Source organism: Paenochrobactrum glaciei, from assembly GCF_039522165.1.
Classification (GTDB): Bacteria; Pseudomonadota; Alphaproteobacteria; order Rhizobiales; family Rhizobiaceae; genus Paenochrobactrum; species Paenochrobactrum glaciei.
Map to the genome: position 1 here is coordinate 18,889 of NZ_BAAADE010000013.1, position 20,712 is coordinate 39,600.

The following is a 20,712-nucleotide window of genomic DNA, read 5'->3' on the forward strand; positions in this document are numbered from 1 at the left end:
TTCATTTAAGCCTCAACACCATAAACAACATCATACGCAGCAATAATACCGCGTGCTTTTTCCCGCACTGTGGCAGCATCGTCACCTGGCTGATACAGGCTGGTAGCAATGCCGAATGTTTTAATACCCACCTTAGCGTAATCAGCAAAATTATGCTCTGACACACCGCCAACCGCACCAATAACTGCATCTTTTGGCAGAATGGTTTTAATGCCGGCAATGCCCGACGGGCCTAAAGTTCCTGCCGGAAAAAACTTAAGAGCTGATGCACCACTGTGCACAGCGATCAAAGCTTCCGTCGCTGTATAACAACCGGGCATAGAATAAATACCATGCGCGGCTGCCGCCTTAATCACCTCAGCATTGGTATTGGGGCTAACCATCAGCTTGCCGCCGACTGCCACAAGCTTTTCTACATCATCAACAGAAAGAACTGTTCCCGCTCCGATCAAAACTTTTGACCCAAAAAGCTCAACAGCTTTAGCAATAGACACCCATGGATTGGGTGAATTAAGCGGTATTTCGATAGCCTCAAACCCTTCCTCTACCAGAACGGTCAGAATGTCCTCAACTTCGTGATTTTCGATGCCACGAATGATTGCAACGAGAGGGCGCTTAAATGTCGGCCAGACGGGTGAGTTCATCATTTTATATTTCCAGCATGTGCTTTAATTTGCTTTGCAGCAGTTAGTAATCCTGTGCGAACCGCATCTTCACCGTCAAACAAAGTAACGGTGAAACCAGCCTCTTGCATGACGGGCAGATAAAGTGCGTTCAAGCGATCTGATGCGACCAAACCAGCTTTTCCAGTGCCGTAAATCTGCTTGGCCGCAGCAATTTCCGCGCCTATAAGCAGACCGGACAAATGAGCGGCTCCTTCATCCACCTGCTCAAAACCAAGCAATTGGCCAGCACGGATAGAGAAAAACATCGAAAAAACCTGCCCCGGCTCTTCTAGTGCTTGACGCATCGCACGCAAAAACACTGGGTTTTGAGCATCGAACTCGGCGTTCGCTTCCATCGCGTGTTTCAAAATAGAGTTTTTGGACAAAACACTAAAAATTTCACCTGTCATGAAGCTGGTAAGCTCAGTCACCGCGTTATCTTTTAGCTCGACCCATTTACAATGGGTTCCAGGCATACAAACCAAACCGGTCGGCATCGAATTGGCAATACCGGCCAATTGTGTTTCTTCGCCCCGCATAACGTTCGGGCTTTCAGGTTTTTTTTGCGCCATACCTGGCAAAATACGGATATCCCGCGCTCCATGCTCAACCTTAACTGACTGCGCTGCCATACCGCTTAGAGCAGAAGGAAGCGCAATATAAGGCGCTTCTTTCCAACCTTGGCGCGCACCAGCCATGCCGCTGATAACGACAGGCAAGTCAAACGACGCACCTGATAGAGCTAAATGTCTTTCCAGAGTTTCCAAGAAACCATTTTCTGAGGCATACATCATCCCTTCATCACTACGTGATTGCGCGAGAACACTACCATTCTCATCCACAAGCCATAGCCTGAAACTTGACGTACCCCAATCGATGAGCGCATAAAAAGCACTATCAGTTTTCGTTTCTCCCACCGGGAACTCCTGTTATTTCATTATAAATTTAACTTGCACAACCAAGTGTGTGCACACGCTGAAATATTATTTCAGCGTGCTTTATTTAGCCACGATAAGCGATTGTTGAAGAACGCAGATTATCCAGCAAAACAGCCAGCAGTAGAATTAATCCGCGAACAACATATTGATAAAAAGCCTGAATATTCAGTAGGTTCATCACATTTTCTGCAATTCCCATAATCAATACGCCAACAATAACACCCATCATTGAAGCACGACCGCCAGCAAGCGAAACACCGCCAAGCACACAGGCAGAAATCACAGATAGCTCCAAGCCCGTAGCCGCGTTTGGTTGTCCGGATGTAATACGAGCCGCCAACAAAATACCGGCAATCGCACACACAAGTCCTTGTAGCGCAAAAATCCACGTACGCATTGATGTCACATTAACGCCAGCCAAGCGTGATGCTTCCGGATTGCCGCCAATCGCCAGCGTATTTTTCCCAAATACAGTACGGTTAAGCACAAAGCCGAAAACAATAAACAGGATCACCATGATCCAAATTGGCGTTGGAATGCCAAAGAACTTGGACAGAGCAAGCTGATAAAAAGATGGATCATTAATGCCGACTGCACGCCCGTCAGATGAAATCAAAGCCAAGCCGCGCACGATCTGCATGGTGGCCAAAGTTGCAATCAAAGCATTGACGCGAAAGCGTGCAATGACAATACCATTGAAAAGACCAACTAGTGAGCCAGCCACCATAGCTGCCAAAAGCCCTAAAACAATTGAGCCGGTAGCATTAGATGCCATCACTGCAACCATGCCGGAAAAAGCAACCGTTGAGCCAACCGACAAATCAAAATCTCGCGATGCCAAACATAACATCATCGTGCAAGCTACGATGCCTATTGTAACAACAGACTGCAACAAACCAAGCATGTTTCGTTCAGTTAAAAAATTAGGAACTGTCAATGCAACAATAGCAAAGGCGACAGCGAACAAAACAACCAGTCCCTGCTCCCCAAGCAGGATTTTTTTCAGTGCGTTCATTTTGAGGCAACCTTTTGTCGTTCATTTTTATCTGCGGCGGACTGATCTAACAGTGCTGCGGTCAGAATAGCTTTTTCGTTGAAATCTTGACGTTCAATAGAGGTGGTGATGCGTCCTTCACACATTGTCAAAATGCGGTCCGAAATACCCATAACTTCAGGCAGCTCACTGGAGACAACAACAATAGCCACGCCCTGTTCTGCCAAACTATAAAGAAGCTCATAAATCTCAGCTTTAGCACCAACATCAATGCCGCGTGTTGGCTCATCAATCATCAAGACATTCAGATTTTGCTCAGACAACCATCGCCCGAGAATAACTTTTTGCTGATTACCGCCCGACAAATAAACAATGTCCTGATGACGTGACGGCGTTCTGATACGAAGCTTTTTGATGTTGGATTCAGCCAATTCCGCTTCTTTTTTAGCGCGGATGACACCCCAAGGCGAAAAATTACGCCGTGCAGAGATTGCAATATTTTCTTCAATTGACCGACCTTGCAAAATACCGTCAAATTTACGGTCTTCCGGACAGAGCACACAGCCCGCTTCAATCGATGCACGCGGTTTATTAGCGGCGATCCTGACATCATCAACAGTGACAGTCCCGCTTCGGCGTTTATCCGCACCATAAATCAAGCGTAAAAGTTCTGATCTTCCAGCCCCGATCAACCCGAAGAAACCTAATATTTCACCAGAGCGAACTTCAAAACTTGCAGGCTGCGGTAATTTTTCACCCGAAATATCAGTGACTTTTAAACGGACTTTTTCGGTAATCTCTCGCTTACGCCATCCCCAAATATCATTTAATTCCCGCCCTACCATTTCGGCGATAACTTGATCACGGGTAATGTGCTGCATAGTGGTGTGATGAGCCGCCAGTTTACCGTCACGCAATACTGTCAGACTATCACAAAGCTGAAATACCTCATCTAAACGATGAGAAATATAAATAATGACTTTGCCCTCTGCTTTAAGACGGGCAATCAGACGAAACAGAATTTCACTTTCACGGGAAGATAATGAGGATGTTGGCTCATCCAGAGCGATCACCCGAGCGTCAAGCATCACTGCTTTTGCAATTTCAACCATTTGCCGCTCGCCAATCGAGAGATTAGCCACTTTTCGCGCCGGATCGATATCAATATCAATAGATTTAAGTTTATCAGCTACCAATTTGCTTAAGTGAGCAGAGTTGAGAAATCCCGCCTTGGAAGGAAACCGTCCCAGCCATAGATTTTCAGCCACTGTCAATTCAGGCACTAATTGCAATTCCTGATGAATGACAATAACACCAGCATCAAAAGCATCCCGGGCCGTATTATAACTCTGCTTTTTACCGTCAATATAAACAGCACCGCTATTAGCGGCCTGATCTCCGGATAAAATACGGATCAAGGTCGATTTTCCGGCGCCGTTTTCGCCCATCAAACCATGAACAGCCCCTTTAGCAATACTAAAGGAAACGTCTGATAATGCCTGTACGCCTGGATAGGCTTTTGAAATATTTTTAAAAACCAGAAATGAATCCATGGCCTCCCCCATGCCGGTGCAAATACTCAAGCTTTGCTCCTGATGTCCTGTCGTTCTTTCGCGCCTACATCATTCAATGATTGCGAAGCGTGAAGGATCTATCTTCACGGCTACCCTGAAGATTGAAGCAGCCGTGAAGCCATTAGGAATGGATTATTCAATGCCCAGTTCTTTACGAACCTCTTGATAATTATCACGCAGTGCTAACTGACCTGCGGTCAAAGTCAGCTTTTCCGGCTCATTACCATTGGCAATCCAATCAAACATATTTAATGCCGTTTCATAGCCATGGCGTTTTGGAGAAATAATAATGGATCCAAAGAAACCAGTTGGTTCTGGCTTTTTAAATTCATTGATCGCAGAATCTGATCCGCCAATACCTACAGCAATAACATTAGCAGACGCGATACCAACACTTTCGGTTGCGCGCACCGCACCCAAAACAGCTTCATCGTTAAGGCCAACGGCTACCCAATATTTAACATCAGGGTTCTTATTCAGAACCACAGTTGAAGCATTCAAAGCAGCTTCGGTATCTGTTTTAGCTTGTGGTGCATCAAAGATATTCGCTTCGACCAAACCAGCCGATTTCATAAAGGTAAGAGCGCCCTCAATACGATCAACTGCGGTTGGAAGCTGATCATAAGACACACGGATTGCCCCGACTTCTTTCCAGTCCCAACCGCGTTTTTTTACTTCATCACTGATTGCTTTACCGGTTTCTTCACCAATCTTGGTTGCAGAAATCCCCATGTGGACAACGTCTTCCATGGCGCTACCATCGGCATTGACCAAGCGGTCATCAACCGTCATCAGCTTCAAGTCATTTGCTGCAGCCTTAGCAACAATCCCAGGTCCAAGCTTCACATCAGGTGTACAAATAATGACCCCTTGAGCCCCTTGGGCACCAAGATTATCAAGCGCGGCTTGTACTTTTTCCCCATCTTCAGCGCCAATTTTCACCAAAGTGAAACCTTTTTCTTTCGCTGCTATATCAGCAAATTTCCACTCATCCTGAAACCAAGGCTCTTCAGGCTGTTTAACAACAAAACCAATTTTCACATCGGCAGCAGAAGCAAGTGTCATGCCCATGAAAGACACAGCGCCCGCCAACAAAATCGTCTTCAAAATACGCATAATTAACCTCCCGATTTATTCGCCCCCCTCGAGCGATATGACAATACATAAAACCAAAAGATCATATCCGTCAATACCTCTTGTATGATGATTAAAACTTATTGTATAATCAAAAAAGACTTGGCAATGTCCTCAAGCTGCGCTACGCACATAAAAAACTGGGAGATATAAAATGACATCATTGGGATCGCAGGAACATATGAATGAGCAAACACCGGCTGCGTCCCGCCCGCGGGTAAAGAATAATGTTGTCACAGCTCTCGCCATTGATATTTCGACCAATATATATGAGAGCGGTACATTCTTACCGCGCGAAAATGACCTCTGCGAACACTATGGTGTCAGCCGTACAGTTATCCGTGAAGCCCTAAAAGTGCTGGAATCTAAAGGCATGGTGCGTGCACGCCCGCGCGTCGGCACTCTTGTATGCGAGCGAGACGAATGGAATATTCTTGACCCTCAAGTCATCGAATGGTTAGGCGATGAAGTATTCCGTTTAAACTTACTCAATTGCATTCTTGAAACAAGACAAGTGATTGAGCCAGTTGCTGCACGCCTGGCAGCAGAACGCGCTACAGTACAAGAAATTGCTGATCTGGAACAAGCATGGCAAATGATGCATGACGCTAATGGCGATTTAGCAGCATTCACGGAAGGTGATACATTGTTTCACTCACGTTTGCTGAAAGCCAGTCATAATCAGGTCTTTTATCAATTGTCCCATAGCATCAATTCGGCGCTGAAATATTCTTTACAAACCACGAATGAAGCTGCGGCCACCTGTACTGAGGCATTAGAGCGCCATCGACAACTCGTTGAAGCCTTGCGCATGCGTGATAAAGATGCGGCTGAAGAACATGCCTTAAAAATACTTGATCTGGCGAGCAGAGACCTGAAAATTGCTACGCAAAAGGGACTTTAAGAATTAAACGATCCTATCCCTTTCTGATATAGGTTTTTCACCTAAAAAATGAGAGTACGTAAGTATCAAATCCACTAAAACGACCTTGATTTATCATCAAGGTCGTTTTTACTATCTGACTTATTAAGATTTAAAACGGAAATTTATCGATTGTTCCGATGAAATTTTGCCCCCGCTGACCTGTAAATGCGGCCTGCACAATATTTTGCCACTCTCTTTTTCCGATCCCGATTTCCTCAGGTCTTGCTGGTGCACCGAGGCTGTTTAAAAATGCCCGCAAGGTTTGAGGGGCCTTTTGCAAATCACCGAAAATAGCCGCAATCGCCTGATCACAATCAGCACTCACACCGATAGCTGTACGCATAACTTCCGGCAGGCAAAATGAACAAGCAATACCATGCGCAAGCTTGTAATGAAGCGTTATGGGATAAGAAATATTGTGTGCCAATGCCGTTTGTGTGTTGGAAAATGCAAGCCCTGCATTGGTTGCACCCATTGCCATCTGGCTACGAGCTTCTGTATCATTGAGATCAAGTTGTAAACGCGGCAACGCCTTGAGTATATCGCGTGCAGCAGCAATAGCGAAATTACGCGTCACCGGATTGGCGTTAATGTTCCAGATGCTTTCCAGAGCATGGGATAAAGCATCCAGCCCGCTCGCCAGAGTAACACTCCATGGCAGGCTTTGTGTGATCACCGGATCAATAATAATAGCTTCGGCATAAAGATCAGGTCGGTTTAACGATAGCTTGCGATCCGCTTCTAAATCCCAGATGGTCGCCCATTTCGTCAAATCACTGCCGGTCCCGGATGTGGTTGGAACGGCGATAATCGGCAAAGATGTCTGTGTAATTTCTGAGCCTGATTGCAAATAATCATAAACAATCTGATATTGGCCATGTCCTGCAGCCAGAAATTTGGCTGAATCAATGACAGAGCCGCCGCCAAGAGCCACGATCACTTCCGGGACAATATTGGCCTGATCAAGTTTACCGCAAACCCGTTCAAGCATTGCTAATGACGGATTAGGCTCAATCTCATTGATGACAGCAAGCGGCGCGCCAGCAGCCGCTTTGACCTGCTCAATCCACGGCAGCATCGGGGCATCCGGATGGGTCACCAATAAATAGCGGCGGTTCTTAATCAGCGTACCGATTTTACTGATCTCGCCTGCACCAAAACTGATATTGACCGGATTGAAATAATGCCAGGCGCTCATGGTCTTTCACCCGAGACTAAACAGGCATTAATGTCTTCAATAACCGGGATAAGATCTGCAACCGTATCAATAATATAATGGGCTCCCGCTGCTTCTAAAGCAGTTGCTGCTTTTTCGCGCAGCAACTCCTGTTGCACATCATCAAGCGCTTCCCAATCCTCCAGTGAAAGCCCCACTTCATTGCCGCTTGCCACAATACCAACCGCCCACATACCTGCACTTCGTGCTGACATTAAACCGGACGGACTGTCATCAATAACTACACAAGCCGACATATCTGGTGCACCAAGCGCCAATGCATTCATCAAAACCATATCCGGAAACGGGCGGCCTCGAGGTGCTTCTGAAACAGTTACACAATGATCTGTCTCATAGCCTTGTGCTTGTGCCAAAGGCATCAAGCTATCCATAATTGAACGTGGATAACCCGTAGTGCTGCCGATTTTGATATTCATATCTTTCAGCTTGGCTATAGTTTCCAATGCACCGGGTATCATATCGCTATAACGAGCGCAGTTCACGGCATCGATACGCAAAAACTCAGCATAGATACGATCGACATCTGTTTGTGTCGAAGCAGCTGACTTAATCAAACGCCAACGTTCCTGCACGTCCGGTTGTGCTAAAATCAACTCTATGTGTTCGCGCTTTGCAGCACCCATTGGCGCGCGGGCTTCAGCTTCGCTGATGTCGATATTATCTTTGGCAAAGGCTTCACGAAAGGCTGCAACCGGTGCGATACAGCCAAAATCCAGCACAGTGCCTGCCCAGTCAAAAATAGCTGTGCTTACTGGGCCGCGAAAGTGCATACCAATATTGTGACCCTGATTAGTAACCATGGTTCGTCTCATTTCGTTCTTGAAAGTTTAAAAAATACGGTGTCAAAACCACATCGGATTTGACCATGCGCAACGCCCTTGTTCATCCAGAACAATCAAACGTCCCCACTGACCTTTGAAGCGCTCCAAAGGTAGCCGTGCCGTGGTCAATTCTGTACCGGATGCTTTGGCCGACAAGGAATGATGGCCGACAAGTGCAACCTGATGACTCGGTGAACAGGTGACAACCAGCTCATCACCTTCAATCTGCATAGAGTGAATGTCAGGCCCTTGTGTTGAGTAATAATGACCGGCTTTTAACGCAGTCAATAAAGCTTCAGCACTATTTTCTTCCGCTTTGACCATAACCCAGCCGCCAAAAGCATCGCGTTCAACCGCATTAGGAATATTGAAATGAGCATCATCACAGGCCAATGCATTAATATGCCTTCCTGCAATCAACATCTCATCAAGAAAATAACTGCCGCCACCACGTGCGGTGTTGATCTGGCTGGTATGGTTGTAAACTTCAACCGCATGTGCATTGGGAATAGTCGCGGCATCTTCTAAAGTAAGGCCATACCATTCAGGATGTGGGATAACCACGAAAGCACCGGCCTGAAAAGCGCGCTCAGCCAATTGGGCACCGGTTTCACTTTTAGATGGCGGGGTAAAATCACGCGGCAAGCCAACTGCGAGAATATGCCAAATTTCTCCACCTGAGGTTTCAGGTGCATGAAGTTCAGCGCCGGTAATCGTGGTAAATTTTTCTGTTTGGTAAGCTGTCGTGTCTGTCAGAGGGAAATCATAACGAGCCTGAAAATGATCTGATAAACATAAGAAATCATAACCACGTTCACGATAGCGACGGCACACATCTTCAGGTTCCAGAAAACCGTCAGAACGATTAGAATGGGTATGAAGATTGCCTTTAAAAAAGCGACCGGGAGCGGAAAAAGCTGCAAGTGACATGATATGCCCTGTGTTAGTTTATAAAAGACGGGTTAATTAGGAAGATCAAGACTTGGCATGTCGCTTAACAAGCCTTGTGTAACCGGATGGCGCGGCGCATTGAAAACTTGCTCAACACTGCCTTCCTCGACCAAATGGCCGCGATGCATGATCGCAACACGGTCGCACAGCTCACGCACAACACCAAGATCATGCGAGATGAACACCATGGTCATCCCGGTCTGACGACGTAGGTCGCTTAAAAGTTCAAGAATTTGTGATTGAACCGAAATATCCAACGCGGAAACCGGTTCATCAGCAATCAAAACGGAAGGTGACAAAGCAAGAGCCCGCGCAATGTTGATACGTTGACGTTGCCCGCCGGATAAAGTGTGGGGTAAGCGATCATAATAATCAGCAGCAAGCCCTACCTTTTCCAACAGCGCTATCACCGCTTCATCACGGCTGCTATTTGTGCCGACACGATGGATATCCAAACCTTCACGAATTGAAATTCCAACGGGCTGACGAGGATTGAGCGAAGCTCCGGAATCTTGAAAAACAGCCTGAACTTGACGGCGGAATTCAAACAGATCTTTACCCTTCAACGCATAAGGATCCGTCTCTGCGATATGGATATGTCCCTTTGTGGGAGTAAGCATCCGTAGCAAAACGCGTCCTAATGTGGATTTACCGGAACCGCTTTCGCCGACAATTCCCATGGTGCAACCGGCTGGAATGGAAAGATTAATGCCATCAAGCGCTTTGGTTGGTTCTCGTCGTGAAAACATGCCGGAACTATAGCTGACAGAAAGATTGTTAATTTCAATTTTCATTGAACTGTGTTCCAGCAATAAACATAATGGCTGCTCTGCCCCGTAGCCGGCGGCATGATTGTGCAATTGTCACAAGCACGCAGGCAACGAGGGCGAAAAGCACAACCCGTTGTGACTGATCGTGGCTCCGGCGCGTAGCCCGTCAGGCGTGGATAATCACTCTTGTGGCCCGGCACTGAGGCTAATAGTCCGGCTGTGTACGGATGACGGGGAGCGAGCAGAAAGTCACGAACAGTTGCGGTTTCTACAATTTGTCCCGCATACATCACCGCCACACGGTCTGCGATACGTGCTACAACACCTAAATCATGGGTGATGAAAATAATGGCTGCACCGGTTTTTTGTTGCTCGGCTTTTAATAATTTTAAAATCCGAGCCTGCACCGAAACATCCAGAGCAGTCGTCGGCTCATCAGCAATGATAAGATCAGGCTGACGTGCCACAGCCATAGCAATCATTACACGTTGCCTTTGCCCGCCTGAAAGTTGATGCGGAAAACGACGCGCCATATTTTCAGGTTCAGGCAAGCCAACTTCATCTAAAATAGAGAAGATTTTATTGTTTCTCGCTGTACGGCTCAGTTCCGGATGGTTACAGGCAAACGCTTCTCCCACCTGATAACCAATCGAGAGAACCGGATTAAGGCCAGACAAAGCATCCTGCGAAATCATTGCAATATGACGAGCACGAATATTGCGCATCTGCGAAGATGAGGCATTGATTAAGTCATGGTTTTTCCCGGCAAAAAGCTGCGCCCTGCCCTCAATGCATGTTTTTTGAGGAGTGAAAGGTGCCTGATTTTGACGAATCAGCGCCTTGGCCAAGGTGGACTTGCCGCAGCCACTTTCACCAACGATTGCCAGTGTCTCACCACGCTTGACCTGCAAATCGACACCACGCACTGCCTGTACTGTGCCTTTTGCAGAGTGAAAGCCAACTTTAAGCTGATGAATATCAAGAAGAAGATCAGTCATTGTTCAATTCATCCATACGGTCGCGCAAAGCATCGCCCGCTATCTGAAAAGCCAAGGTGATGAGCACAACAATTGCGGAAGGAACCAGTGCAATCCACCACGCATTGACGAGATAGTCACGACCATCGCCAATCATACGACCGAGCGAAGCAGTCGGTGGTTGCACGCCCACACCCAGGAATGAAAGTCCGGCTTCCATCAACAATACCCCTGGAAAACTTAAGGTTAGCATCACCATCATAGGCGAAATCAGATTAGGTAAAATATGTTTCCTGATGATCCAAAATGGGTTACCGCCGAGAACGCGGCTGGCCTCTACATAACCAAGCTCGCGCAAATAAAGCACCTGACCACGTACCAATCGGGCATAAGCTTCCCAGCGCACCAGTGCGATCATCAGAACAAGTACCCAAACCTCGGTTCCGAGCAACGCAATCCCGCAAAGAATGAGAAGTAAGTTAGGCAGAGTGATAAAGACATCCACCAGCATCATGGCAAATCGATCAAACCAACCGCCGATCAAGCCACTGAGAACACCAAGACCAATACCGAGGACAGCACTAAAAACCAGTCCGAAAACGGCAATTCCCAAACTGGTGCGAATACCCCACATCATACGCGACAGCAAATCACGACCGATCTGATCCGTGCCCAGAATATGCTCCCAGCTACCACCTTCCATCCAAACCGGTGGCACCATGCGCGCCAGCATATTGATGTGGTTTGGATTTTGAGGAGCCAGTACCGGGGCAAAAATGCCTAAGGCCACAATAAGCGCCAAAAGCAATAAGGCAAAGGTCAAGCGATCAAATCGCAAAGAGAAAAGCTTCAAAGAGGTGCGTTTTTTATTGATCTTTTTTGGCACTGGATGAAGTGCGGCTTGGGTTTCTGTATAGGCTGACATATTAAGCCTCCAGCCGGACGCGAGGGTCCGCAATGGTATAAAGTGTGTCAACGATCAGTGTGATAAGAACGATGATCAGCGCATAAGTAATCACGCCAAATTGTAAGACCGGATAATTGCGATCGAGCACAGAATTAACCAATACTCGACCAACGCCTGGCAATGCGAAAACCGTCTCGACAAAGATTGATCCATTGACTAATCCGGCAATTTCAAGCCCCAAAACAGTTAAGAGTGGCACCATTGCATTTCGCAAAATATGCATTTGTGCCAGACGGCGCTCGCTGATACCTTTAGACAAAGCTGTCATCACATGCGGTTGCGCAATGGCGTCAAGCATTGTCGCGCGCATATAACGAGCAAGAGCTGCAATCATCGGAATAGCCAATGTGAGAACAGGCAAAACGTAATGGGCAGCACTCTCAAGACCGGAAGTCGGCAGCGCCTTCCAATATAGGCCAAATAATAAAATAAGCCCGATGCCTAAAACATAATGCGGAATGGCATAGCCTAAAAAGGCAAACCACATCGCGCCGCGAGCAACAGCACTTTGGCGCCAAAGCGCAGAAATTGCACCTAACGGAATACCAACAAGAATTGCCACCAACAGAGCCCAGCCGCTAACCGCCAAAGTTGCGGGCATACGCTCGGCATAAATCTGCCAAACCTCTTCTTTTGTATATAAAGACTGTCCGAAATTGCCTGAAAACAGATTTCCCAGATAAATTGCGAATTGCTCTGGTAGTGATTTATCCAGGTTCCATTCAGCACGCAGCATTTGTTCATGCTCGACCGTTGTTCCCTCCGGAAACATGCGTTCAAAAGGCTCACCGGAAAAACGAACCGTGATGAAAGCAATTATCAGAACAAGCGTTAAAGCAACAAATGCACGTAATATTCGGATTGAAAAGAAATGCAGCATGGCAATTCCTTATATTTGAGCAGATGTCACGCAGAGGCAGTGCAAACTACCTCTGCGTGAGTTTACCAAGATCTATTATTTGCCAACTCTGATCTGACCGGCGCGCAGCGGCAGCACGTAAGGGCGATAGGCAATCGGAATTTCGAAAGAAATATCATCGCGCATCGCATAAATTTCATGCGGCTCATAAAGCAGGATCCAACCCGCCTCATCCTGCTCGATTTCTAAAAGCTTACGATAAGCGTTTTTGCGTGTTTCAACATCTGTACCAAAACGAGCTGTCTCATAGGTAGACGCCCATTCAGGATGGGACGGTGCCCATGTACCGCGGCGGGCATAATTACCGTTAGATGACCAATGAACATCCATCGCCCCCATAGGATCAGGATAATACATCGGGTTTGACCACGGCACGACATTGGCATTTTTATAGTCGATGGTTTCAACCTGCTGGAGTTCCAGGTTAAGACCACATTCCTGCCACTGCTGCTGGATAACCTGCGCCGCTAGGTTGCCGTAAAGATAATAGTTTTGCGTAAATTGCGCGACGATAGGCTCACCCTTATAGCCAGCATCAGCAAGTAATTGCTTGGCTTTTTCTACATCACGGCCGCTATAATCAATATCCGCCATAAAATAAGGTTCGCCATATTCTTCGAACTGATGCGCGCGCGGCTCATGCGCCAAACCGCCCCAAAGTCCATCCACCAATGCTTTATTGTCAGTGCAAAGACGCATAGCCTGACGAACACGCAAATCTTGTGTCGGCTTAGTCACCTGGTTGAGAACCCACACATGAAACATTGGCCATGTCACGCCTTTGGAGGCGATACCGTCACGCTGTAAAGCAGGTGCCTGATCGGGTGGAATATTAGCAATCAGATCAAATTCACCATTGGCCAAGCCGGTAATACGTGATGCTACTTCCGGTACAAGGCGGAAATCAACCTTTTCAAGTGGTGCTTTTTCATCCCAATAATCGTCAAAACGCTCCATAATAGCGCGTTCACCTGCAGTCAGTGACGTGACTTTATAGGGGCCTGTGCCAACAGGTTTCAATAAAACCTGATCATAGCCAATTGCTTCATGATGTTCTTTAGAGGTAATGCTAGCTGTGCTTAACGAGATGAGGGCTTCAAACAGTGGCTCTTCACGCTTAGTGTGAATGCGCACTGTTAACGGATCAACAATTTCCACATGGTCAAAATTGTAATGGAAGGTTCCCCAGGCAGAAGTATATTCAGGGTTCTCACCACTGAAAATCGGATCAAGTGAATATTTAACATCTTCGGCATCCATAATGGTGCCATCATGCATTTTCACATTTTCGCGCAGTTTTAATTCCCAGATTGTCGGCTCAATCTGCTTCCATTCTTTTGCAAGCCCTGGCTTATAAGAAAGTGGTCGGGCAAAAGGATCACGTGTAATCAAAGTCTCATACACATTGTAAAGCATTGGCGCGCCGTCATTACCCCAAAAATTCGGGGTGAATTTAGACGGGAAAGTTGGCAATGCCACACGTAATTCCTGTGCGGCTGCAGGTGCAACAAACACTGCGCCGGCCATCAGTATTGAAGTAAGCAAGCTTTTAATCGTCATAACACATCTCTGGTTTGACCGCTCATGCGGCTCGAAAGGACGTGAGCATGATTTTCGTATCTTCGTGACAAGCAGGTGACACGGCAGCACCAGTTTGGTTTTGCGACAGCAACTTCAAAAAACTGTCACGCCAAATATGTAAGTTGGTGTTCTAAATTGTATCGGGGGACATGATGCGCGGTCAAATTGATATAAATGCCGGATATGTTGCAGACGAAATTGCACAACTCATTAAAGCAGGCGTGCTGCGCACTGGCACAAAATTACCAACTCAGGCAGAACTGGCAGACCAATATAAAGTAAACCGGCATGTCATTCGCAAAGCGTTGGATATACTTGGAGGGCGCGGACTTGTAGCCAGCAGGCAAGGAAGCGGAGTTTATGTATCAGGCAAACTTGTTGATTATTTTGTGCGCCACCGCACCCGCTATAACGATAATGTAAAAGCATTGGCGCAAACATCGCGCATTGAGATTCTTGATATACACAGCCGCAAAGTGAGTGCGGAATTGGCGCAAAAATTAACAATACCAAGTCATGCGCGAGTTTATGATTTGCATATTTTAAGGTTTTCAGGCGTAGATCCGCTCTGTCTAGCCAACCATTATTTCAGTGCTGAAAAATACCCGAGCCTACCTGAGATATTTGCGCAATCAACGGGAATTAGCGATTTGATCACTCGGCTTGGCGTAACAGATTTCAGCCGCAGTGACACTGCCATATCTGCACGAATGCCAACACGGAAGGAAGCCAGCTTACTCCGTATTGCCTTCGATACGCCTATTGTTGAGTTAGAAGGCCGCAATGTCGATGCTAAGGGACAGCCTATTGAGATCAGTAAATCAGTTTGGCCAGCATCCAGAATTCGAGTCTGTGTTTAAATAATCATCCGTTAATAAATACTAATAAGCTAGGCTTCTCATTTTAGACAAATATTAACATAACAACAGATGACAAAAAAATATTATTCCACATGTTCCATTTCACTGCTTGAAATCTTTTGCAGCTATATCTGAATGGCTGCTTTGCCCGTAATGTCGAATGTTTGAATCGGTGGAAAGTTCCTAAAAGCAGTCATTTCTTTTTTCATAATAATATTATTTCAGAAAGGGTGAGAAGTTGAATTGCAGCCTATGGGTAAACTAGTGAAAGCGAACTTTTTCGGTCCGGACGTCCACTTTTACTTCCGCTCATGCACCCACTTTGCTTGTAGTTTTGCGGGCTCTGTTTAGTAGTCCATTTTTGGCGTGGATGATCTATTGAGGGGGCACCATTTAGATTTCAGTTACTGAGTTTCGCTTTTTTGAGCCTTTGGTTCATCATAGTATCGCGGTGATGACAAAAGGACAGTTCAAAATAGTCCGCTGCGGGATGAATGGAGTTGAAGCGGTGTCAGCCGATACGTCTCATGCATTTGGCCGTCATACTCATGATCAGTTCGGCATCGGCATTATTATGCGCGGTGCGCAGAAATCCATGAGCGGACGCGGCGGCGTGAAAGCAGAAGCCAGAGATCTGATCACTGTGAACCCGGCGAGCTGCATGACGGCTTACCCTTAGATGAAAACGGCCGCTCGTGGCAGATGCTTTATTTCGATCCGGCTGTGCTGACTTACACGTTTCTTACCTTGACGGAAGGTAGCACAGATCACGCAGAGCTTGCGCATCCAGCGATACGCGACGCTACAACTGCTAAATATTTCCTGTGATTTTTTTCGCACTATGACCGATCAGCACGGCGGACATAGCGAGATCGAAGGCGGGGAAAATCTGCTCCTGCTGCTGGCGCGGTTGGTTGAGCACAGAAACGATCCGCTGACCGAAATACCAAAAGCAATTGAGCAGGCACGCGCGCATCGACGATGATCCCACAGCACCGCTATCGCTTGGTGAACTGGCAGCGCTTGCCGATGCAGCGCAGGCGGCTGGCTTTGCGGATCAGAGCCACATGACAAGACTTTTCTACCGCACTTATGGGATGTCGCGCGGTATTTATACCACCGCGATGAACTGAACTGCAATTTCCTTCAAGACACGGTGAGGCGGCATTCGGCATATGGCTTAAAACAATCGAGCTTAGAGTATGCCCATGCAGTTCCGTTACGCCCCAGAAATCCGCTCCCGCTTTCCACAACTTTGCTCCCGCGCCCTGCTTGTTGATAGCTTCGATGCAAAAGCTGATCCTTCTGATGAGATCACTCGACTGATTGCGATTGCCGAAGATCGGCTCGCCGCCGCAAGTGAAGGCGCGTTTCCTGAAATACAGGCTTGGCGACGTACTTTCACCGCGATGGGTCTCAAACCAACGCAGTATAGATGTGCTTCCGAGGCTCTGCTGCGGCGCTACCGTAAGGAAAGGACGCTTCCTACGCTTCATCCACTCATTGATCTGTGCAATGCCGCTTCGCTCGCATTCGCCATTCCCGTCGCGGTGTTCGACACCGGCAAGATCACTGGCACGCTGACCGTGCAGTCTGCCCATGGAAACGAGATTTATGAAAGTTTTGGCGGCGAGATTGAAAATCCCGAACCCGGTGAAACTATCTTCGCCGATGATGATGGCCGTGCCCATGCACGCCGCTGGACCAATCGGCAAAGCGGCTGTTCTGCCGTTCGACAGGAAACGTCACAAGCCCTGATTGTAACCGAAGCTCTGCATGATACAGCGGATAAAGATATTGCCGCTCTCACATCATCACTTACACAAGCGTTGGCTGCGGTCTGGCCTCATGCTGCGATGAAAGAAGTGGAACCACTATGACACCCGAATTCTGCTGACTTCTCTGGTCACCGTCGCTTCATCCAGCACAGGTGTTGATTACACAGTGGCAGCCGGTCTTTCAGTCGGTGTGAGTGCTGGTGTCATTGCCGCCTTGGGCTGCACGTGTGGCTTCGCAACGGCTTTCGCTGGCCTTGCCGTACAATTAGCGCTCACTCAGAGATGAGGTGCCAGGGCGCATTTCAATCAAGTATATTGTCGATCTTATGAAAGCACTTTGCTTTTCGGCTCTTCTGTGAAAATGAGGCTGATTTGCTTATTGCTGTTTCGGCGATGCTCACTAAAGGCTGCGGTGATCGCGCGCAGTGTCTCACGGGTTTTAAGGTCAGTCAGCGACGAATGCATAATAATGGATAGGGAGGGAATAGGCGGCAAGTTAAGTAACTGGCTGACCTCGATCATATCGGGGGTCGTCAGCCGACAAGGGAAAGCAGCGACTGCAAGACCTGCTGACAACGCTGCAGTTACCGCTGAGGTCCCGCCAACAAATACCTCGGTCCACGGAATTGAAGCGGTGTCCAGCAAACGTGTCGCCACTTCTCGAACCGTGCAGCACGCAGGGTGGCTTGCGATCCGCAACGGCTCGCCAGCGTGGTGTTCGAAATCCGATGAGGCAAACCAGCCGAAATGCTCGGGGCCGAGCACTTCTCCATCCCGCCGATCATCGTCGCTGCGCACGATTACAGCATCCAGCGTTCCGTCCTCATAGGCGTCCAGCAAGGTACGGGAATTATCGACCAAAACTTCGACAGTCAGGCAAGGATCAAGCGATTTGAGTTTGGCCAGCAAGGTTGGAACCTCCGGCCCCATGATGTGAGCGGCGATGCCTAGCCGGAAGCGACGTCTTTCCGCCCCTAGGGCCGCAAGAGCACGTTCATGAGCTGCAAGGAACTCGCGAGCCGGTGGCAGGAAGGTTTCCCCTTGCGCGGATAGGCGCACTTGTCTCGGCGTACGTTCGATCAACTTCTTGCCGAGGCGATCTTCAAGCCGCTTCAACTTCACGCTGACTGCACCCTGCGTCGAGCCAAGAGCTTCAGCCGCGCGAGTAAAGCTCTGAAGGTCGGCGATCATTACGAAGGCTCGGACGGCATCAACCTCGAGTACGCTCATCTATCTATCCGTTTTTGTTGTCACTGAAATGACCTGTCATATGATTGCTAAATGATCATATTGGCGGCATTCTTGCAAGCGAACCCTATTATACTGCGCAAGGTTGGCTAATTAACGCATATCACTTTCCGTGATAGGCCGCTTTGTGCTGCAAGAAACAGCAAGGCCAAGATATGAATCCTGCCTCCTCATCGAAAAATAGTTTTGCACTTGTCGCCATATGTCTATCGGCGCTTATGCTTGGACTGGAAATAACCAGCATCCCATCCATCCTGCCCACGCTGGAAAGCGTCCTGCCTGCTGATTTCCGGCAACTGCAATGGATTATGAATGCCTATACTATCGCCATGTGCGCGGTTTTAATGGCAATGGGTGCTTTGGGCGATCGGTTTGGTCGCAAACGTATCTTCATATCAGGTGTTGTGGTCTTCGGCATCGCATCCCTTATCTGCGGCTTGGCGACCAATGCACCGCTGCTGATCGTAGCACGTTTTCTTCAAGGGCTCAGTGCAGCGGCCATGCTCGCCTGTCAGGTAGCTGTCCTGTCGCACCAGTTCAGGGACGGCGCAGAGCGTGGAAAAGCGTTCGGCTGGTGGGGCATTATTTTCGGCATGGGTCTCGGCTTTGGCCCGATTGTCGGTGGCGCGATTATCACATTGGCAAACTGGGAATGGGTGTTTTTGATCCATGTCGCAATAGCAGCAATTACCGCGCTGTTTGCACAAAAAGGGGTGGAGGAATCTTCTGACCCCGAAGCCACCCAAATCGACATTGCAGGCATGGTCACATTGTCGGTTGCGGTTTTCGGATTTGTCTATCTGCTGACGCAAGGGCAGACATTGGGACTAACCAGCCCGCTCGCATTGGCAATCATTGCAATCAGTATCAGCAGTCTCCTGCTGTTCATTATTGTTGAGAACCGCATTGACCGACCGATGTTTGATTTCACAGCCTTGCGCATTCGCAAGCTTTCAGGCGCTTTGCTTGGTTCCAGCGGCATGAATTTCAGTTTCTGGCCCTTCGTCATTTATCTGCCGATTTATCTGCAAGCCGTGCTCGGTTACGACGCTATCTCAGCGGGATTGACCGTGCTTGCTTACACCGTGCCGACGATCCTCGCACCGCCGCTTGCTGAACGGCTTCTGCTGTGCCGAGGCCCCGGCATGGTCATCCCCCTTGGCCTGTTTACCATCGGTGCAGGTTTTATCCTTCTGCATTTTGTTACCTCAAGCGAACATGCCAACTGGATGACGCTGCTTCCCGGCTGCATCATTGCAGGGATCGGGCTCGGTCTCACCAATACGCCCGTCACCAACACGGCGACCGCAGCGGTGCCGCCGGAGCGGGCCGGTATGGCATCGGGCATGGATATGAGCGCAAGGTTTATTTCACTGGCCGTCAATATAGCGATCATGGGGCTGATTTTGTTGAGCGGTGTTTATGCTTATCTTGTCCAAGAACTTCCAGAAATTCCAGCAGAAACAACGGTTCAGACATTGGTGGATGCGATAGCGGCCGGAAATCTGATCGTTGCCGAAAATCACGGCTACTCCATTGAAACCGCTCGAAATGCACTCGCATATGGCATCGGCTGGGTCACGCTTTATGGCGCAATTTCAGCATGGGTTCACGCATTGCTGAGCTTCCTTGTTTTCGGAGGGAAAAAAGTGACGCAAACGGAAGTCTTGTCAGGTTGAACCCATATGAACACCCAACGAAAAGCAGGTAAAGAAATGAAAATCGGAATTATTGGTGCAGGGCGAATGGCGCAGTCAATTGGATTGCTGGCAGCAAGAGCTGGCCATCAGGTCATGTTGAGCAATTCCAGAGGGCCAGATACGATCCGGCATATCGGCCAGCAAATTGATTGTGAGGTCGGTACGGTGGATGACGTTGCCGAATTTGGTGAAATGATCGTGGCGGCCATCCATCTGCAAATGTCACCAGCCATTCCGACGAAGCCGCTGGCAGGGAAAATAGTGCTGAACCCGCAAAACTATTTTGCACATTTTGGTTCGGTACCACAACTGGAGAACGGCGAACTCACAACCGCTGAGGTGTTGGCAAGGCTTCTTCCGGACTCCAAGGTGGTAAAAGCCCTCAATTCTATTCTGGTGGAGGATATCATTTCTGATGCCCGCTGACCTGAGCCCCAATACTCCTCCAGATTTTGGTAGAGTCCAATCCTTGATAGGAGATGGACAATGAAACGCTCACGGTTTTCAGACGAACAGATAATCGGGATGATTAAAGAGCAGGAAGCGGGAACGCCGACTGCACAGGTGTGTCGCAAATATGGAATTAGCAGCGCCAGTTTTTATAAATATAAAGCCAAATTTGGTGGCCTTGAGGTTTCCGATGCGCGTAAGCTGAAAGCATTGGAAGAAGAAA

20 protein-coding genes and 1 pseudogene are annotated in these 20,712 nt (G+C 48.1%); 7 read left to right on the top strand and 14 right to left on the bottom strand.

Going from position 1 to position 20,712, the window contains the following annotated elements; genetic code table 11:
* Window positions 1-5 precede the first annotated feature (5 nt).
* From ABDZ76_RS16360 to ABDZ76_RS16380, 5 genes are all read right to left on the bottom strand, one after another.
* Window positions 6-647 (bottom strand): 2-dehydro-3-deoxy-6-phosphogalactonate aldolase, encoded by a 642-nt coding sequence (locus tag ABDZ76_RS16360; protein ID WP_343808003.1) that lies wholly within the window; start codon window positions 645-647, stop codon window positions 6-8.
* Window positions 644-1,582, bottom strand: a complete 939-nt coding sequence (locus ABDZ76_RS16365) for a 2-dehydro-3-deoxygalactonokinase (protein WP_343808006.1) — start codon at window positions 1,580-1,582, stop codon at window positions 644-646. Before ABDZ76_RS16365 ends, ABDZ76_RS16360 begins: the two co-directional genes overlap by 4 nt.
* Before the next feature lie 85 nt (window positions 1,583-1,667).
* A complete protein-coding gene (gene araH, locus ABDZ76_RS16370) occupies window positions 1,668-2,618 on the bottom strand; it encodes an L-arabinose ABC transporter permease AraH (protein WP_343808009.1) in 951 nt (316 codons plus the stop codon).
* Window positions 2,615-4,150, bottom strand: coding sequence for an L-arabinose ABC transporter ATP-binding protein AraG (araG, locus tag ABDZ76_RS16375; protein ID WP_343808064.1), 1,536 nt, complete (start codon window positions 4,148-4,150; stop codon window positions 2,615-2,617). Before araG ends, araH begins: the two co-directional genes overlap by 4 nt.
* A gap of 153 nt (window positions 4,151-4,303) precedes the next feature.
* Window positions 4,304-5,287, bottom strand: coding sequence for an arabinose ABC transporter substrate-binding protein (locus tag ABDZ76_RS16380; RefSeq protein WP_343808012.1), 984 nt, complete (start codon window positions 5,285-5,287; stop codon window positions 4,304-4,306).
* A gap of 172 nt (window positions 5,288-5,459) precedes the next feature.
* Here ABDZ76_RS16380 and ABDZ76_RS16385 point away from each other — a divergent pair, with 172 nt between their 5' ends.
* Entirely contained in the window at window positions 5,460-6,209 is a 750-nt protein-coding gene (locus ABDZ76_RS16385; protein WP_343808015.1) for a FadR/GntR family transcriptional regulator, read from the top strand.
* Between the two features lie 130 nt (window positions 6,210-6,339).
* Here the strand turns inward: ABDZ76_RS16385 and psrA are convergent, their stop codons facing one another.
* From psrA to ABDZ76_RS16425, 8 genes are all read right to left on the bottom strand, one after another.
* Entirely contained in the window at window positions 6,340-7,428 is a 1,089-nt protein-coding gene (gene psrA / locus ABDZ76_RS16390) for an iron-containing alcohol dehydrogenase PsrA (RefSeq protein ID WP_343808018.1), read from the bottom strand.
* Complete coding sequence (phnX, locus tag ABDZ76_RS16395; protein ID WP_343808021.1) at window positions 7,425-8,267, bottom strand: phosphonoacetaldehyde hydrolase; 843 nt, start codon at window positions 8,265-8,267, stop codon at window positions 7,425-7,427. Before phnX ends, psrA begins: the two co-directional genes overlap by 4 nt.
* A gap of 42 nt (window positions 8,268-8,309) precedes the next feature.
* Complete coding sequence (locus ABDZ76_RS16400; protein ID WP_343808024.1) at window positions 8,310-9,218, bottom strand: PHP domain-containing protein; 909 nt, start codon at window positions 9,216-9,218, stop codon at window positions 8,310-8,312.
* A gap of 32 nt (window positions 9,219-9,250) precedes the next feature.
* Entirely contained in the window at window positions 9,251-10,033 is a 783-nt protein-coding gene (locus ABDZ76_RS16405; RefSeq protein WP_343808027.1) for an ATP-binding cassette domain-containing protein, read from the bottom strand.
* Complete coding sequence (locus ABDZ76_RS16410; protein ID WP_343808030.1) at window positions 10,030-11,007, bottom strand: ABC transporter ATP-binding protein; 978 nt, start codon at window positions 11,005-11,007, stop codon at window positions 10,030-10,032. The genes ABDZ76_RS16405 and ABDZ76_RS16410 overlap by 4 nt, the downstream gene beginning before the upstream one ends.
* Window positions 11,000-11,911, bottom strand: a complete 912-nt coding sequence (locus ABDZ76_RS16415) for an ABC transporter permease (protein WP_343808033.1) — start codon at window positions 11,909-11,911, stop codon at window positions 11,000-11,002. The genes ABDZ76_RS16410 and ABDZ76_RS16415 overlap by 8 nt, the downstream gene beginning before the upstream one ends.
* A gap of 1 nt (window position 11,912) precedes the next feature.
* Window positions 11,913-12,833 (bottom strand): ABC transporter permease, encoded by a 921-nt coding sequence (locus tag ABDZ76_RS16420; protein WP_343808036.1) that lies wholly within the window; start codon window positions 12,831-12,833, stop codon window positions 11,913-11,915.
* A gap of 75 nt (window positions 12,834-12,908) precedes the next feature.
* A complete protein-coding gene (locus tag ABDZ76_RS16425; protein WP_343808040.1) occupies window positions 12,909-14,432 on the bottom strand; it encodes an ABC transporter substrate-binding protein in 1,524 nt (507 codons plus the stop codon).
* 170 nt (window positions 14,433-14,602) lie between these two features.
* On the opposite strand from ABDZ76_RS16425, the gene phnF reads away from it, so the two are divergent.
* The 3 genes and pseudogenes from phnF to ABDZ76_RS16445 all read left to right on the top strand — a co-directional run bounded on the left by phnF (window position 14,603) and on the right by ABDZ76_RS16445 (window position 17,193).
* On the top strand, window positions 14,603-15,313 hold the full coding sequence (gene phnF, locus ABDZ76_RS16430; protein ID WP_343808043.1) for a phosphonate metabolism transcriptional regulator PhnF: 711 nt from the start codon (window positions 14,603-14,605) through the stop codon (window positions 15,311-15,313).
* A gap of 454 nt (window positions 15,314-15,767) precedes the next feature.
* A pseudogene (locus ABDZ76_RS17705) lies at window positions 15,768-16,446 on the top strand (AraC family ligand binding domain-containing protein).
* Window positions 16,447-16,521: 75 nt separating this feature from the next.
* Window positions 16,522-17,193 (top strand): B3/B4 domain-containing protein, encoded by a 672-nt coding sequence (locus ABDZ76_RS16445; protein ID WP_343808049.1) that lies wholly within the window; start codon window positions 16,522-16,524, stop codon window positions 17,191-17,193.
* A gap of 222 nt (window positions 17,194-17,415) precedes the next feature.
* Here the strand turns inward: ABDZ76_RS16445 and ABDZ76_RS16455 are convergent, their stop codons facing one another.
* Window positions 17,416-18,321, bottom strand: a complete 906-nt coding sequence (locus tag ABDZ76_RS16455) for a LysR family transcriptional regulator (RefSeq protein ID WP_343808051.1) — start codon at window positions 18,319-18,321, stop codon at window positions 17,416-17,418.
* A 173-nt stretch (window positions 18,322-18,494) separates the two neighbouring features.
* Between ABDZ76_RS16455 and ABDZ76_RS16460 the strand changes: the two genes are divergently transcribed.
* From ABDZ76_RS16460 to ABDZ76_RS16470, 3 genes are all read left to right on the top strand, one after another.
* A complete protein-coding gene (locus tag ABDZ76_RS16460) occupies window positions 18,495-20,018 on the top strand; it encodes an MFS transporter (RefSeq protein ID WP_343808054.1) in 1,524 nt (507 codons plus the stop codon).
* Between the two features lie 6 nt (window positions 20,019-20,024).
* Window positions 20,025-20,465: an NADPH-dependent F420 reductase gene (locus tag ABDZ76_RS16465; protein ID WP_343808057.1), complete on the top strand. Its 441-nt coding sequence runs from the start codon at window positions 20,025-20,027 to the stop codon at window positions 20,463-20,465.
* A gap of 60 nt (window positions 20,466-20,525) precedes the next feature.
* Window positions 20,526-20,712: transposase (locus tag ABDZ76_RS16470; RefSeq protein WP_343808060.1), on the top strand; the 187-nt coding region annotated here is incomplete at its 3' end.

Coding starts and splice junctions, on each gene's coding strand:
- ABDZ76_RS16425 (WP_343808040.1), bottom strand. CDS start 14,432: ATGACGATTAAAAGCTTGCTTACTTCAATACTGATGGCCGGCGCAGTG.
- phnX (WP_343808021.1), bottom strand. CDS start 8,267: ATGGTTACTAATCAGGGTCACAATATTGGTATGCACTTTCGCGGCCCA.
- ABDZ76_RS16410 (WP_343808030.1), bottom strand. CDS start 11,007: ATGACTGATCTTCTTCTTGATATTCATCAGCTTAAAGTTGGCTTTCAC.
- ABDZ76_RS16385 (WP_343808015.1), top strand. CDS start 5,460: ATGACATCATTGGGATCGCAGGAACATATGAATGAGCAAACACCGGCT.
- ABDZ76_RS16420 (WP_343808036.1), bottom strand. CDS start 12,833: ATGCTGCATTTCTTTTCAATCCGAATATTACGTGCATTTGTTGCTTTA.
- ABDZ76_RS16405 (WP_343808027.1), bottom strand. CDS start 10,033: ATGAAAATTGAAATTAACAATCTTTCTGTCAGCTATAGTTCCGGCATG.
- ABDZ76_RS16460 (WP_343808054.1), top strand. CDS start 18,495: ATGAATCCTGCCTCCTCATCGAAAAATAGTTTTGCACTTGTCGCCATA.
- phnF (WP_343808043.1), top strand. CDS start 14,603: ATGATGCGCGGTCAAATTGATATAAATGCCGGATATGTTGCAGACGAA.
- ABDZ76_RS16455 (WP_343808051.1), bottom strand. CDS start 18,321: ATGAGCGTACTCGAGGTTGATGCCGTCCGAGCCTTCGTAATGATCGCC.
- ABDZ76_RS16465 (WP_343808057.1), top strand. CDS start 20,025: ATGAACACCCAACGAAAAGCAGGTAAAGAAATGAAAATCGGAATTATT.
- araG (WP_343808064.1), bottom strand. CDS start 4,150: ATGGATTCATTTCTGGTTTTTAAAAATATTTCAAAAGCCTATCCAGGC.
- araH (WP_343808009.1), bottom strand. CDS start 2,618: ATGAACGCACTGAAAAAAATCCTGCTTGGGGAGCAGGGACTGGTTGTT.
- ABDZ76_RS16445 (WP_343808049.1), top strand. CDS start 16,522: ATGCAGTTCCGTTACGCCCCAGAAATCCGCTCCCGCTTTCCACAACTT.
- psrA (WP_343808018.1), bottom strand. CDS start 7,428: ATGAGCGCCTGGCATTATTTCAATCCGGTCAATATCAGTTTTGGTGCA.
- ABDZ76_RS16380 (WP_343808012.1), bottom strand. CDS start 5,287: ATGCGTATTTTGAAGACGATTTTGTTGGCGGGCGCTGTGTCTTTCATG.
- ABDZ76_RS16400 (WP_343808024.1), bottom strand. CDS start 9,218: ATGTCACTTGCAGCTTTTTCCGCTCCCGGTCGCTTTTTTAAAGGCAAT.
- ABDZ76_RS16415 (WP_343808033.1), bottom strand. CDS start 11,911: ATGTCAGCCTATACAGAAACCCAAGCCGCACTTCATCCAGTGCCAAAA.
- ABDZ76_RS16360 (WP_343808003.1), bottom strand. CDS start 647: ATGATGAACTCACCCGTCTGGCCGACATTTAAGCGCCCTCTCGTTGCA.